Genomic DNA, 11,599 nt, shown 5'->3' with positions numbered 1-11,599 from the left:
GACCACCACGCCGCGTCGACGCTGTTTAAGCAGGTTTTCGAACTCCAGCATCAGGTCTTCGGACTCTTCCTCGACCTCGATATCGCTGTCGCGGATAACCCGGAAACTCCCCTTTCCGACCACTTCATGGCCGGGGAAGAGCGTATCGACGAACATGGTCAGCACGCTTTCCAGCGTCATGAAGCGTCGCGCCGGACGGCCGCCCTCCCTGGCCTGTCGGGCCGGCAGTTCGACAAAGCGCTTCACGCCACTGGGCAGCGGAATGAGCGCATTCATCAGCTTGCCCGTGCCCTTCTTGCGCAGCTGCAGGGCCAGCGCGAATCCGAGATTGGGAATGAAGGGAAAGGGATGCGCCGGATCGATCGCCAGCGGCGTGATCACCGGCAGGGTGTGTTTCAGGAAATCGCCGCGCAGCCAGGCCTCATCCGTGCCGGATACCTGATCCGGCTCCAGCACCTTGACGCCGGCCTTGCCGATCTCCGTCTTGATCGCCCGCCACAAGACCTGCTGGCGGATCATCAATTCGCCCGCCAGCGCGTGGATCTTCTCCAGCTGCTCGGCCGGTGTCAGACCATCAATACTGGTCGAGGAGACGCCATTGTGAACCTGGGCCCGCAGACCGGCGACACGGACCATGTAGAACTCGTCCAAATTGCTGGCCGAGATCGACAGGAAGCGCAATCGCTCGAAGACGGGGTGATTGGGATTGGCCGCCTCGTCCAGCACCCGCATGTTGAAACGCACCCAGGACAGTTCGCGATTCAGGAAGCGCTCGGGCGTCTCCATCAGGCTTTCCGTCTCGGCGAGGTCACCCACGGGAACATTCATGCCGCGTCTCCAGTTTCGGACCAGCTGTCCAGGATTTCGCGCGCGATGGCGCGCGTGATCGGGGTCTTCTTGACCAGGGCCAGCTTGTCCATGCGTTCGGCCAGCAGGCGCACCGCCGCGACGGAGCGTTCCATGCGCGGCAACAGATAGTCTATCACGCCCGCACGGACCGGTGCGCCCCGGTCGGCCAATTGTTTTTCCATCATGCGGGTCAAAAGCGCGTCATCGGCCTCGTGGAGATCGGCGTGGACCAGGGCACGCAGGCGCGAGACCAGATCCGGCAGACGCACGGGCCAATGCGCCGGTCGGGTCCTGGCCGTGAGCAGAAGCGCCGGAATTTCGCCTTCTGCAGCACGATTGAAGAGATGAAAGAGCGCGTCCTCATCGACGCCGCGATCGACATCCTCGATCACCAGGGAGGTGTCCGGCACCCGGGTTGTCATGTGTCCGGCGAGCGCCGCGGCCGGCAAGACCAGCGCATTGTTCTGGAGGGCCCAGATGGCGGCGAGATGAGATTTCCCCGCCCCTTCCGGCCCAACCAGTGCCATGAGACTGCGCGGCCACTCGCCCGGGCGGGACAGGACTTCACGCGCAGCGGCATTCGACGGGCCCAGGATGAAGGCCGTTTCGGAAAAGTCCTCGCGCGCCGGAAGGTCCAGCGCCATTTGCGGTGTCATCGCCATGGCTTCAGCCGTCGCATGCCCTATTGCTGGGACAGGACCACCCAGCCCAGTCCTGGATGTTCTTCAAGCGTCGCGCCGCGCTCGGCAAGTTCCGAAACCAGCTGGTCGAACTGGCCGCGATAATCGACGGTCATGCGAGCGCCATCGCGGGACATGGCATCGAGCTGTGCCCCTTCCACCAGCGAGGCCCGGCTAAGCGCGGCCTGCAGGCGACGCCATTCCGCCAGGCCACCATAAAGCACGGTCACCCGCAGTGAGGTGGTCTCGAAATCGCGGACAATCGAGCGTCGCTTCCAGTCATCCTCGCGATCGGTGACGAAGCTGCTCGCGGCATCGCGCCAGCCGCCATAGACCGTCTGCGGGCCCCAGGTCTCAACGACGAATTCGCCATCGGCCTCGATCGAGACCAGATAGCCACCGAAGCGCCGGATCCCGTCCCGCTCTCCGGCGCGGAGGACCGCAATCCGGTTGAGCCCGAACATGGCCGCGGTATCCCGCAGCGCCGTCTCGTCCAGCTGCAAGGCCTGACGGGCAGTAATCGGCAATGGCACGGAGCTTCCAGGGCGCTGCGGCACCATGATGGGCGTCAAGGCATGGCTGAAATCCTGGTCGGCAAAGGCCGCGCGCCAGGGATTGGCATCCCACAGCGAGAACCCGCCCTCACCCTCATGCACCGGCAGGATGAGGAGCGGCCGTGACTGCGATTCGACATAGGGCACGCCATAGGCAGCCATGACCCGGCCGACAGCTCGCGGATCGAAGGTCACGTCCAGTTCGGCGAGATAGCGGGTCGCACTGCGCTGCTCGTTCGAGATTTCCAGACCGGCGATCATCTCGGCGATGATCGCCTCGTCCAGCCCGAGGCCGGATACCAAATCGCCGGATTCAGAGAGATGCGCCGCGAGCTCGAGCCCGGTTCCGGCCCGGTCCTCGGCAAGGGTGAGGCGTTCAACCAGACGACGGGCGGCAGCCAGTTGACCTTGCCGCATGGCGGCGGTCTGGGCCTGCAGGGCATTGTCGGCGGTGGCGTCAATCGCGACGCCGGTGACGGTATAGGGGTCTTCCGCCCGGGCCGCCGGAAGGCAGGCGAGGCTCAGGCTAAGCACGGCGAGAATGAAACGCACGGTGGCGACTCCTGTAAATTGGGCTTTGAGCGCACTATAACCACCCGCTGTCGGGCGTGAAGCCCGCGGCTTGCGTCCGGGGCGTGTTTCGACATACACCGCGCCTGTTTTTACAGACTGGGGAAACGGCATGTCCGGAACCGGAAACGACGATCGCCCGAATGGGCTGACCTATGCCGATAGCGGCGTCTCCATCGATGCTGGCGACGCGCTGGTCGACCGCATCAAGCCTCTGGCCGCGATGACACGGCGCGCGGGGGCAGCCGCCGACCTTGGCGGATTTGGCGGAGCCTTCGACCTCAAGGCGGCGGGCTATACCGATCCCATCCTGATCTCCGGCACTGATGGCGTGGGCACCAAACTCAAACTGGCCATCGCCACCGGCAAGGTCGATACGGTCGGGATCGACCTCGTCGCCATGTGCGTCAATGATGTGCTGGCCCAGGGCGCCGAGCCACTTTTCTTCCTCGACTATCTGGCCTGCTCGAAACTGGACCCCGCCCGCGGCGAAGCGATCGTCTCGGGCATCGCGGCCGGCTGCAAGGAAAGCGGCTGCGCCCTGATCGGCGGCGAAACCGCAGAGATGCCGGGCATGTATGAGGGCGAGGATTTCGACCTTGCCGGCTTTGTCGTCGGCGCAGCCGAACGCGGCCGTCTCCTGCCCGACCATGGCAGCATGGCCGCCGGCGATGTGCTGATCGGCCTGGCGTCCTCCGGCGTCCACTCGAACGGGTTTTCCCTTGTTCGCAAGGTCGTCGAGCTGGCCGGGATGGACTGGTCCGACGCGGCCCCCTTCGCCCCGGGCCAGACGCTCGGTGAGGCCTTCCTGGCGCCGACACGGCTCTACGTGAAAGCCTGCCTGCCGCTGATCAAGTCAGGTCTGGTGACCGGGCTTGCCCACATTACCGGCGGTGGTCTGGTCGAGAATCCGCCGCGCATGACGCCGGATCATCTCATTCCGCATATCGACTATGACGCTTTCACCCTGCCTCCCGTCTTCCAGTGGCTCGCCGCGACCGGCGGGATTTCCGCTCATGAGATGCACCGCACCTTTAATTGCGGCGTCGGCATGCTGCTCGCGGTCAATCCGCCGAATGTGGATGCGGCGATGGAAGCGCTTGCGCTGACGGGCGAGACCGCCATGATCATCGGCGAACTCAAACCGGCCTGACGCGAGGGGCACACAGATGGCGAAAACCAAGATCGCCGTGCTCATCTCCGGGCGCGGTTCCAATATGCAGGCGCTGATCGACGCGGCCCGGGACGAGGATTTTCCGGCTGAAATCGTTCTCGTCGCCTCCAACAATCCCGACGCGCCAGGTCTGGACGTCGCCCGTGCGGCCGGGATCGAGACCGATGTTGTCAATCATCGCGACTTCGAAGACCGGGAGGCCTTCGAGGAGGCGCTGGACGCCACCATCAAGCTCTATGGCGCGCGCATCGTCTGCCTCGCCGGCTTCATGCGGATCCTCACACCCTGGTTTACCGAGCGCTGGCGCGACCTGCTGATCAATATCCACCCGTCTCTCCTGCCGGCTTTCAAGGGCCTGCACACGCATGAGCGGGCGCTGGAAGCGGGTGTCCGGATCCACGGCTGCACGGTGCATTATGTGCGTCCGGAGATGGATGACGGCCCGATCATCGGCCAGGCCGCCGTCCCGGTTCTGCCCGGCGACACGCCCGACACATTATCCGAGCGCGTCCTGCAGGCCGAACACAAACTCTATGCGCAATGCGTGGCGTTGGCCTGTTCCGGCAAGGCCCGCGTTGCGGGCGAACGGGTTCGCCTCCAGGCCCGCGAATTCGGCGCCGAATTGCTGATGAACCCGCACGACTGATTGCCCGGCCCACCGTGTTGCGCGCGGATCGGGCTCAGGCAGGCTTGACGATCGCCGATCGCGCGACGCGCTTCATTTCGGCGACATAATCGCCTTGCGTCCAGCCACAGACCTCGACCAGCTGTTCCCAGTTTCGGATGGAGAGCAGCGTCCAAAGCAGGTCGGTCGCATGGGCAGCACTATGCTGGCCGGACAGTACATTATCCCTCTTGAGGGCATTGACCGCCGCTTCGCATCCCTCTCGCAGCGCAGCCATGCGATCGTCCCACGCCAAACGTGCGGCCTCGTCACCAGGCGCCATTTCAAGCAGCGCCCGGCACACCGGATGGACCACCGGGATGTAATTGCCCCAGGCCTCGATGAAGGCATCCAGGCGCGCCAGGCCGGTTGAGGCCTGACGACTGGCAGCCAGCCGCGCATCGATCTCGCTCCGCGCGTCTACAAAGCGTGTCACGGCAATCAGCAGCTCGGCCCGGTTGGCGAAATGCAGATAGACAGCCTGTCGGCTCACGCCGGCAGCCTTCGCGACATCGCTCATCCGGGTCTGGCCCCCGCGACCCTGTTCGAGCAATCGCCAGCAGGCCTGCAAAATCCGATCCCGCGTTGAACTCCTGTCTTCCGGCATGGGCGCATTTCCTCAATGGCATGACCCGTTCGCCGGGTGTTCGCCCGCCAGTCTGATGCCACTTGACATGATGTCAAGCTCGTGGCACTTGACGCCATGTAAAGTTTACACGGCGTAAAGCTACGGAGAATCTGATGCCCCAAACAATTACCTCGACCGAGACCCTCGTTATCGGCGCCACCGGCAAGACCGGTCGCCACATCGTTCACCAGTTGCAGGCAGCACAGCATCCTGTCCGGATCGGGTCTCGCCACGCCGAACGGCCGTTCAGCTGGCAGGACCGCGGCGGCTGGCCTCATGCGCTGGAAAATGTCCGCGCTGCCTATATTGCCTATGCACCGGACCTCGCCGTACCGGGCGCACAAGCCGATATCGCCGCATTTGTGGCCATGGCCCGCGAGGCCGGTGTTCAACAGCTCGTCCTGCTCTCGGGGCGCGGCGAAGCCGAAGCGCAGGCCAGCGAAGACATCGTCAGAAACAGCGGGCTTCGCTGGACGATCATCCGGGCCAGCTGGTTCTTCCAGAATTTTTCAGAAGGCGCCTTCCAGCCCATGGTCCTGGCCGGTGAACTTGCCCTCCCCGTCGGTCAGACGCCCGAGCCCTTCATCGACGCGCGGGACATTGCCGATATCGCGGTCGCCGCGCTGACGACACACAAGCATGACGGCGCGCTGTATGAAGTGACCGGACCGCAGGCACTGACTTTCAGCGCAATCGCCGAACTGATCTCGGCACGGGCCGGCCACCCGGTTACCCATATTGACATCCCGCACGCAGACTTTCTGCACGGTGCCCGCCAGGCAGGGTTGCCTGCAGACCATGTCTGGCTGCTGGACTATCTCTTCAGCACAGTGCTGGACGGGCGCAACAGCGCCACCACGGATGGGGTCGAACGCGCGCTGGGCAGACAGCCGCGCAGCTTTGACGCATTTGCGGCCTCGCTGCCCGAGAATGCCTGGGAGTCCGCGCCCGTCGAATCGGTGGTGGCGACATGACCATCCTGACCCTCGCCTCGCTCGGCCTCGGCCTGATGGCCGGCCTTGTCGCCGGCATTTTCCTCGCCTTCTCCGACTTCATCATGCGCGGACTGGAATCGGCGGGCGCCGATGCCGGAGCCGAGGCCATGCGCGGGCTCAACCGCACAGTCTATGCCTCGAAATTCCTGCTCATGCTGAAGGCCCTGCCCGTGTTGGCTCTGGCCTTGGCTGCAACTGCCTTCCTGCTGGAACGACCGGGCATGGCCGCCTGGCTCGGATTCGGGGCGGTCAGCCATATCGCCCTCGTCATGCTGGCCACGCTGATACGCAATGTGCCGATGAATACCCGCCTGGAAAGCCTGACCGGTGAAACGCAAGCCAGTGCCGCGTATTGGCCCGGCTATGTCAGCCGCTGGACCGGGTGGAACCATGTCCGAACAGTGGGCGCCATGATCAGTTGCGCCTGTTTCCTGATGGCATCCGCTGCCTGATTGACCGCTGGGCCTTGCGAGCGTGCCTGCAAACACGGCAAAAAGGGGCGCGCTAGCGAGGCCGGACATGTTGATCGCCGACACCATTCTGATTGACGAGACAGAGATCGAGGAACGATTCATTCGCGCTTCCGGTCCCGGCGGCCAGCATGTCAACAAGACCGAGAGCGCCGTACAGCTGCGTTTCGACCTCGCCGGCAACACATCCCTGCCGGACGCCGCGAAACGGCGCCTGGTCCGCCTTGCGGGCTCGCGCATGACCAAGGAAGGCGCCCTGGTCCTGCGCGCAGACACACATCGCGAACGCGAACGCAATCGTGCCGCAGCGCGGGATCGCCTCCGCAAATTGATCGAACAGGCGCTTGTCGCACCAAAGCCGCGCAAGAAGGCGCGGCCATCCCTGGCGTCGATCAAACGGGCAAAGACCGCCAAAGCACAGAAGTCGCAGCGCAAATCCCTGCGGAAACGGCCCGGTGCCGAGGACTAGACGACCGTTTCAACCACCGCATCGATCGCCGCGAGATGTGCCTCGATTGCGTCCTCCGGCAGGAAGCTGCCGCGGAAGGAGTTTCTCGCCAACTCGATGACCTCCGCCTCGGTCAATCCAATCGCCTCGGCTGTGCGGATGTAGTTGTCGTTCACATAGCCGCCAAAGTAGGCCGGGTCGTCGGAATTGACCGTGGCTCGAAGGCCCAGCGCGAGCATGCGCTTGAGGGGATGATCCTCCAGCCGCTTGATGCCGCACAGGCGCAGGTTTGAAAGCGGACACACCGTCAGCGTCATCTGCTCGCGTCCGAGACGGGCGACCAGTGTGCCGTCCTCCAGGGCGCGATTGCCATGATCGATGCGATCGACCTTCAGGAGGTCCAAGGCCTCATGGACATAGGCGGGCGGGCCCTCCTCGCCGGCATGGGCCACACGCTTCAGTCCCAGCTCGCCCGCCAAGGCGAAGACGCGCTGGAATTTGGACGGCGGATGGCCGAGCTCGGAACTGTCCAGCCCGACACCCTGAATGCGATCGAGATGCGGCTTCGCCATCTCCAGCGTTTCGATAGCCGCTTCTTCGCTCAGATGGCGCAGGAAGCAGAGAATGAGGCAGGAGGTCAGGCCCCAATCGGCCTCCGCCTTGTCGAGCGCCCGGGAAATTCCGTTCAGTACGGTTTCGAAGGCGATACCGCGATCCGTGTGCCCCTGCGGATCGAAGAAGATCTCGACATGGCGGACATTCTCGGCGTGGATCCGCTGGAGATAGGCCCAGGTCAGGTCGAAGAAGTCCGCCTCGGTGATCAGCACATTCATGCCGACATAATAGACGTCGAGGAAGTCCTGCAGGTTGGAGAAGTCGTAGGCGGCGCGGATTTCCTCGACCGACTTGAACGGAATATCGATCCCGTTTCGTCCGGCAAGCTCGAACATCAACTCCGGCTCGAGCGAGCCTTCGATGTGCAGGTGAAGCTCGGCCTTGGGCAGGGCTTGGACGAGACGGGCGAGATCGGTCATGGCAGCTCTCCGGCGCTTGGGGTGGCGCATCGTCTGTCAGCTCGCCGGTCGGCGCAAGCACGAGTCCCTGCTCAGCACGTCTCGTCCGTGCCGGCAGCCAGGTCCTGGCACAAGGCCCGGGCGGCATCGATATCCCCAGCGGCGCGCAACAAGGCGGCAAGACCATGGATGGCCGCCGGATTGAGCGGGTCCAGCGCGAGGACACGACGATACCAGGTCTCGGCCTGGTCCGGACTCCCGGCATCGGCATGGGATTCGGCGATGCGGATGCCGACCGCGCTCTGCCATGGCCCGATTTCAACCGCGTCGCGATCATATCGCCGCTGCATCGCGTCCCAGGCGCGCTCCATGTAAGGCATCACAAGCTCAGGGCGGCCGGACAGCTGGCTGATTTCCGACAGATTGATCAGCGCACCCCAATCATCCGGCTCGATAACCAGCGCCCGCTCATACGCCAGCCGCGCCGGTTCGAACTCACGGTGCGCTGACAAGGCCAGTCCCAGCGCCCGCCAGGCGCGCGCATGGCCCGGATCACGCTCGGTGGCCTGCCGGGCGAAGGCGACCGCTCGGGCCGCAGCAGCTTCCGCTTCCGGCGTGTCCAGCCACCCCGCCGCAAGTGCAGCCCCCACACCGGGCCGCGCCCGCTCCTGCGCATCCGGACCGGTATAGCGAATGACCCGCTGTGTCAGGGCATTGGCAAGCCCGGCAAGGGCATCGGCGCGGTCCGGCTCGCGCTCGAGCACCGACTCATAGAGCCGCAAGGCCGCTTCATTGTCGGCCCGGGTAAACCGGAAATAGAACCCGTCAGCGCGCGCCATGCGATTGTCGATCCGCTCAGCCTGCATGGCGGGAGCGTCATCTGCACCGCCCCCGACGAGGACGCCCAGAATCACCAGCACACTCACCCCGATCAGGCCGAGGGCGATCAGGCCGCGTATTGGCAGCGGCTTGCCTTCCAGTGAGGCGGGTCGGACCACGGCCGGCGGGGTGACAGCGGCAATCAGCCGATAACCCCGCTTGGGAACGGTCTGCAGGTAGCGCGCCTCCTTGGCCTTGTCGCCGAGCGCCTTGCGAAGCTTGAACACGGTGCGGGTCAGCGCGTCGTCATTGACATGGACATGGCCCCACAATGCGTCCGCGATCTCCGGCTTGGACAGGACCTCGCCGGGCTGGCGGGCCAGCAGGATGAGCAAATCCATAACTTTCGGCTCCAGCTCGACCGACCCGTTCGGGCCATCAATCTGGTTGGCGTTCGGGTCCGCGCGCCAATCACCGATCTGCCAATGTTTCGGCGCCATGCCCATCCCCTGAAATCACCCCCATCTCACCTGAAATAAAAAGGTCAGGCAATGAGGAGCTTCCGGTCATGGCCTTCCGTCATGACCCGCGCCTTGGGTAAAGCTGTCTCCGGGGCAGGACCTGCACCGAGACCGATTACCAACGCCAACCGGTCAGGAAGAAGCCCATGATCTCCCACATTATTGCCGCCCTCGCCGCCCTGTCGCTCCAGGAGGCCTCAACCACGCTCAGCCCGGAAGCCGCCCGAGAGGATTTGCAGACCCTGTATGCCGGTCTTGCAGCCGCGGAAGCGGACCTCTTCGCGCAGACACCACGCACCGTTTTCGAGACCCGCCTCAGTGAGCTTCGCGACTGTTATGACGCCCCGGTGCCGATCGATCAGCTGCACGCCGACCTCCAGGCCTTTGCCGCCCTGGCCCGCCATGCCCACACGCGCATTGAAGGTCTGAATCCGGGCTGGGCTGCCTACCAGGCTGAAAACGGACCGGTCTTCCCGCTGGAAATGCGGATTGAGGACGGCGAAGTCATTGTCGCGGCTTCGGCGGCTGATGAGATTCGCCCGGGTGACCGCATCCTCGCACTCAATGGCGAACCCAACCCGCTCTGGCTTGATCGCATCACGCGCCATGTCTCGGCTGAAACAATCGATCTCGCCTACGCCATGATCGCCGGGGGCGATCCCTATTTCGTCTGGCTCGGCCTTGGACCGCACCCCCAGTTCGACATCACCGTGGAGCGCGCAGGCGAGACACGTGACCTGACCGTGCCCGCAGTGGCGCTGGACGCCTGGCATGAGCGCGAGACCGGGGATGCCGGCTTTTCCCTGACCGGGCGCGAAGCTCGAACGATCTCGGACACGATCACCTATCTCAGGCCGGGCGATTTCTACAATATCGAGGCCGAGACCGCCGAGGCGGTTTACGACTCTCTGGCGCTGGCCGCCTATACCGACTGGGTTGACGGGGTCTTTCTCAATGCCATCGGGACCGGCACGACCGACCTCATCCTCGACCTGCGCGATAATGGCGGCGGGGACGTCTCCTGGTCCAACCCGGTCGTCGCCTGGTTCGCGGACCGGCCGTTCAACTTCGCGTCGGATTTCCGGATTCGTGTCAGCGAACAGACGACCGCCTCCAACCGGGCGCGCCTCGACACCTACCCACCCGGTGAAGGCGGGGCGTCCGCCATCATGGCCGCGCTTTTCGAGCAGGCCCCGAATGGAGCCATTGTCAGCTTTCGCATGCCCGATACCGAGCCGCGTCCCGAGCCTCGCTTTGGCGGCCATGTGCACGTTCTGGTCAACCGCAGCAGCTTTTCCAACGCCGTGACGAGCGCCGCCCTGATCCAGGATTACGGCTTCGGCCGCATCTATGGCGAGCCGACCCGTGACATGGCAACGACGTATGGCGCCATGGAGCACTTCACCCTGCCCAATTCAGGCTTCAGGGTCGGCTACCCGAAGGCCCACATCATCCGCCCCAATGGAGAAGAAGCGCCGCACCCGCTAACGCCGGATATCACCCTGCCGGTTCCGGTGCTTCGTGGCAGCGAGGACGTCACGCTGAACGCCCTGATTGCGCTTATCGACGCGACCTAGCCAAACAAGACCATCAACAGGGTCAGGAGGATGGTGCCGGCGATCGCCGCATTGAGAATGCGCGCCCAGCGCGGATCACTCATGAAGCGCTTCAGCGTCCCGCCGGCAAACATCCAGGCCAATCCACCGGGCGAACCGAATAAGATGAAGGTCACGACCATGATCATGGCCCGTTCCGGGGCCGTCTCGGCCAGGGCGACATAGGCGCCCGCGGCCGAGATCGTCATCATCAATGCCTTGGGATTGATGATCTGGAAGAGCGCCGCCTCATAAACCCGGAATGGACGCGTCCGCGTCTTGCCTTCGGCGCGCTGGGCCGCCGGCAAGGGGTTGATCGCGGCACGGACAAACTGGCTCGCCATCCAGGCCAGCCAGAGGGCGCCGCCCAGCTTCACGACAAGCAGGGCCACGGGGTAGCGCTGAACAAGCTCACCCAGCCCGAAGACACTCGCAATGAGCAACAGGTTGAAACCGAGATTGACACCCAGCCAGTGCGGCAGGGTCCGCCGGACCCCGAACAGCGCGCTGGACGACATCACCATGAGATTGTTGGGTCCGGGCGTGTAGGACATCGCGCAAACGAATCCCACAAGGCTGAACCAGAGCGCGATATCCATCCATTGACCCTTGCCTGATC

At 64.4% G+C, this 11,599-nt stretch carries 12 protein-coding genes and 1 pseudogene; 6 read left to right on the top strand and 7 right to left on the bottom strand.

The annotated features are described in order from the left end of the window. The 3 genes and pseudogenes from JXQ94_RS12785 to JXQ94_RS12775 all read right to left on the bottom strand — a co-directional run. Positions 1 to 828, bottom strand: a pseudogene (locus tag JXQ94_RS12785) (RNA degradosome polyphosphate kinase); the annotation flags it as partial. Continuing rightward, positions 825 to 1,511, bottom strand: a complete 687-nt coding sequence (locus JXQ94_RS12780) for a hypothetical protein (protein ID WP_421924180.1) — start codon at positions 1,509 to 1,511, stop codon at positions 825 to 827. The gene JXQ94_RS12780 and the pseudogene JXQ94_RS12785, both read right to left, overlap by 4 nt. Before the next feature lie 20 nt (positions 1,512 to 1,531). Further along, complete coding sequence (locus JXQ94_RS12775; protein ID WP_421924179.1) at positions 1,532 to 2,635, bottom strand: DUF2066 domain-containing protein; 1,104 nt, start codon at positions 2,633 to 2,635, stop codon at positions 1,532 to 1,534. Between the two features lie 130 nt (positions 2,636 to 2,765). On the opposite strand from JXQ94_RS12775, the gene purM reads away from it, so the two are divergent. Together purM and purN are read left to right on the top strand one after the other, a co-directional pair. Continuing rightward, on the top strand, positions 2,766 to 3,806 hold the full coding sequence (purM, locus tag JXQ94_RS12770; RefSeq protein WP_421924178.1) for a phosphoribosylformylglycinamidine cyclo-ligase: 1,041 nt from the start codon (positions 2,766 to 2,768) through the stop codon (positions 3,804 to 3,806). Positions 3,807 to 3,822: 16 nt separating this feature from the next. Next, complete coding sequence (gene purN, locus JXQ94_RS12765; RefSeq protein WP_421924177.1) at positions 3,823 to 4,473, top strand: phosphoribosylglycinamide formyltransferase; 651 nt, start codon at positions 3,823 to 3,825, stop codon at positions 4,471 to 4,473. A 34-nt stretch (positions 4,474 to 4,507) separates the two neighbouring features. Here the strand turns inward: purN and JXQ94_RS12760 are convergent, their stop codons facing one another. Continuing rightward, complete coding sequence (locus JXQ94_RS12760; protein ID WP_421924176.1) at positions 4,508 to 5,098, bottom strand: TetR/AcrR family transcriptional regulator; 591 nt, start codon at positions 5,096 to 5,098, stop codon at positions 4,508 to 4,510. 134 nt (positions 5,099 to 5,232) lie between these two features. Between JXQ94_RS12760 and JXQ94_RS12755 the strand changes: the two genes are divergently transcribed. From JXQ94_RS12755 to arfB, 3 genes are all read left to right on the top strand, one after another. After that, positions 5,233 to 6,093, top strand: coding sequence for an NAD(P)H-binding protein (locus tag JXQ94_RS12755; protein ID WP_421924175.1), 861 nt, complete (start codon positions 5,233 to 5,235; stop codon positions 6,091 to 6,093). Further along, entirely contained in the window at positions 6,090 to 6,566 is a 477-nt protein-coding gene (locus tag JXQ94_RS12750) for a DUF1772 domain-containing protein (protein ID WP_421924174.1), read from the top strand. Before JXQ94_RS12755 ends, JXQ94_RS12750 begins: the two co-directional genes overlap by 4 nt. Positions 6,567 to 6,633: 67 nt before the next feature. Continuing rightward, a complete protein-coding gene (gene arfB, locus JXQ94_RS12745) occupies positions 6,634 to 7,053 on the top strand; it encodes an alternative ribosome rescue aminoacyl-tRNA hydrolase ArfB (RefSeq protein WP_421924173.1) in 420 nt (139 codons plus the stop codon). Here arfB and JXQ94_RS12740 read toward each other — a convergent pair. Next, a complete protein-coding gene (locus JXQ94_RS12740) occupies positions 7,050 to 8,066 on the bottom strand; it encodes an adenosine deaminase (protein ID WP_421924172.1) in 1,017 nt (338 codons plus the stop codon). The two genes, arfB and JXQ94_RS12740, sit on opposite strands and share 4 nt — an antisense overlap. A 71-nt stretch (positions 8,067 to 8,137) precedes the next feature. After that, complete coding sequence (locus tag JXQ94_RS12735) at positions 8,138 to 9,364, bottom strand: winged helix-turn-helix domain-containing protein (protein WP_421924171.1); 1,227 nt, start codon at positions 9,362 to 9,364, stop codon at positions 8,138 to 8,140. Between the two features lie 167 nt (positions 9,365 to 9,531). On the opposite strand from JXQ94_RS12735, the gene JXQ94_RS12730 reads away from it, so the two are divergent. Then, positions 9,532 to 10,962 (top strand): S41 family peptidase, encoded by a 1,431-nt coding sequence (locus JXQ94_RS12730; RefSeq protein ID WP_421924170.1) that lies wholly within the window; start codon positions 9,532 to 9,534, stop codon positions 10,960 to 10,962. Here JXQ94_RS12730 and JXQ94_RS12725 read toward each other — a convergent pair. Then, positions 10,959 to 11,579 carry a LysE family translocator gene (locus JXQ94_RS12725; RefSeq protein ID WP_421924169.1) on the bottom strand — a complete coding sequence of 207 codons (621 nt, stop codon included), beginning with the start codon at positions 11,577 to 11,579 and terminating at the stop codon, positions 10,959 to 10,961. The two genes, JXQ94_RS12730 and JXQ94_RS12725, sit on opposite strands and share 4 nt — an antisense overlap. Positions 11,580 to 11,599: the final 20 nt, after the last annotated feature.

Origin of the sequence: Maricaulis maris (assembly GCF_049116555.1) — a bacterium.
Classification (GTDB): domain Bacteria; phylum Pseudomonadota; class Alphaproteobacteria; order Caulobacterales; family Maricaulaceae; genus Maricaulis; species Maricaulis maris_C.
This window is presented reverse-complemented; position numbering and strand designations above follow the sequence as displayed.

Excerpts from the sequence above, each read along its gene's own strand:
- JXQ94_RS12725 (WP_421924169.1), bottom strand. The coding sequence starts at position 11,579 with ATGGATATCGCGCTCTGGTTCAGCCTTGTGGGATTCGTTTGCGCGATG.
- purM (WP_421924178.1), top strand. The coding sequence starts at position 2,766 with ATGTCCGGAACCGGAAACGACGATCGCCCGAATGGGCTGACCTATGCC.
- JXQ94_RS12760 (WP_421924176.1), bottom strand. The coding sequence starts at position 5,098 with ATGCCGGAAGACAGGAGTTCAACGCGGGATCGGATTTTGCAGGCCTGC.
- JXQ94_RS12755 (WP_421924175.1), top strand. The coding sequence starts at position 5,233 with ATGCCCCAAACAATTACCTCGACCGAGACCCTCGTTATCGGCGCCACC.
- JXQ94_RS12735 (WP_421924171.1), bottom strand. The coding sequence starts at position 9,364 with ATGGCGCCGAAACATTGGCAGATCGGTGATTGGCGCGCGGACCCGAAC.
- JXQ94_RS12740 (WP_421924172.1), bottom strand. The coding sequence starts at position 8,066 with ATGACCGATCTCGCCCGTCTCGTCCAAGCCCTGCCCAAGGCCGAGCTT.
- JXQ94_RS12730 (WP_421924170.1), top strand. The coding sequence starts at position 9,532 with ATGATCTCCCACATTATTGCCGCCCTCGCCGCCCTGTCGCTCCAGGAG.
- arfB (WP_421924173.1), top strand. The coding sequence starts at position 6,634 with ATGTTGATCGCCGACACCATTCTGATTGACGAGACAGAGATCGAGGAA.
- JXQ94_RS12750 (WP_421924174.1), top strand. The coding sequence starts at position 6,090 with ATGACCATCCTGACCCTCGCCTCGCTCGGCCTCGGCCTGATGGCCGGC.
- purN (WP_421924177.1), top strand. The coding sequence starts at position 3,823 with ATGGCGAAAACCAAGATCGCCGTGCTCATCTCCGGGCGCGGTTCCAAT.
- JXQ94_RS12780 (WP_421924180.1), bottom strand. The coding sequence starts at position 1,511 with ATGGCGATGACACCGCAAATGGCGCTGGACCTTCCGGCGCGCGAGGAC.